We start from the raw sequence: 1,346 nt of genomic DNA, 5'->3' as shown, positions 1-1,346 counted from the left end.
GGGCACGAGAGTGCCAAGGATGGGGCGCCGTTTGAGGCTCCCACGATTCGGAGGAGCAGCCTATGCAATCAATTTCGACGATTGGTCTGGATATCGCGAAGTCGGTCTTTCAAGTGCATGGCGTCGATGCAGCCGGTCAGGTGGTGATCCGCCGCCAGCTCAAGCGCCGTTTCATGCTGTCGTTCTTTGAGAAGTTGCCGCCGTGCCTGGTGGGGATCGAGGCTTGCGCGTCATCCCACTACTGGTCCCGCGAACTGCAGGCGTTGGGGCATACCGTGCGGTTGATGCCTCCGGCCTATGTGAAGCCCTACGTCAAGCGGCAGAAGAACGACACCACGGACGCGGAGGCGATTTGCGAGGCGGTCACGAGACCCAACATGCGGTTCGTGCCGACCAAGACGGTCGAGCAACAGAGCTGTCTGATGCTTCATCGCGCGCGCCATCTCTTCATCCGCCAGCAGACTGCCGTCATCAATTCAATCCGCGCCTATCTTGCCGAGTTCGGGATTGTCGCCCCGGTCGGTCGCCGAGGTGTCGAGCAACTGCTGGAAGTCGTCGCCGATACAGCTGACCACCGGCTCCCGGAGGCGGCCCGCGCATGTCTTGCTGCTCTCGGCAGTCAATTGCGGACGCTGAAGGCCCAAATCCTGGAGTTCGACCGACGCATCATCGCCTGGCATCGATCAAGCGCGACGAGCAAACGGCTGGACGCGATCCCCGGCGTCGGGCCGGCGCTGGCAACAGCGCTGGTCGCGAGCGTTGCCGATGCCAAGGCCTTCCGATCGGGTCGGGACTTCTCGGCGTGGGTTGGGCTCGTGCCAAAGCAGAACTCGAGCGGAGGCAAGGACAAGCTTGGCAGTATCAGCAAGCAGGGCGATCGCTATTTGCGCAGCCTGTTCACGGCAGGCGCACTCGCCGTGATCCGCTATGCAAAGATCCATGGCACGGGGCATCGGCCCTGGCTCACCGCATTGCTGGCGCGGCGACCTACCAAGGTCGCCGCCATCGCGCTCGCCAACAAACTTGCCAGGATGGCATGGGCGATGATGGCCAGGAACGAACGCTACAAGGAACCCGCCGCTCTCACGGCGTAAACGAGATCACGCCGGACATGCCGGTGTGACGTAACGGTTGGAAGGGCGAACAGCACTTAATGCAGCGCCGGTCGATCCGGCGATCAGGACAACCCACATGGGCCATGGCATCTTCGAATGCGTGCTTTTGATCGGGACCTGATCCGCGGAGGGCATTATGGCCAGCGGTCACGTGAACCGCGCAAACAGGCCGAACACATGGCCGCTCCGACCAACGCCGCAAAGTGAAGATTCTCCTTGCCAACCAGGAGC

1 protein-coding gene is annotated in these 1,346 nt (G+C 62.3%); it reads left to right on the top strand.

Going from position 1 to position 1,346, the window contains the following annotated elements; all coding sequences use genetic code 11:
• The first annotated feature begins 62 nt into the window (after positions 1-62).
• A complete protein-coding gene (locus GGD66_RS41100) occupies positions 63-1,094 on the top strand; it encodes an IS110 family transposase (RefSeq protein ID WP_183238760.1) in 1,032 nt (343 codons plus the stop codon).
• The last annotated feature ends 252 nt before the right edge of the window (positions 1,095-1,346 follow it).

This window comes from Bradyrhizobium sp. CIR48, from assembly GCF_014198315.1.
GTDB lineage: Bacteria > Pseudomonadota > Alphaproteobacteria > Rhizobiales > Xanthobacteraceae > Bradyrhizobium.
This window is presented reverse-complemented; position numbering and strand designations above follow the sequence as displayed.

Bases quoted from the DNA above. Each gene is read 5' to 3' on its own strand.
- GGD66_RS41100 (WP_183238760.1), top strand. From the start codon at position 63: ATGCAATCAATTTCGACGATTGGTCTGGATATCGCGAAGTCGGTCTTT.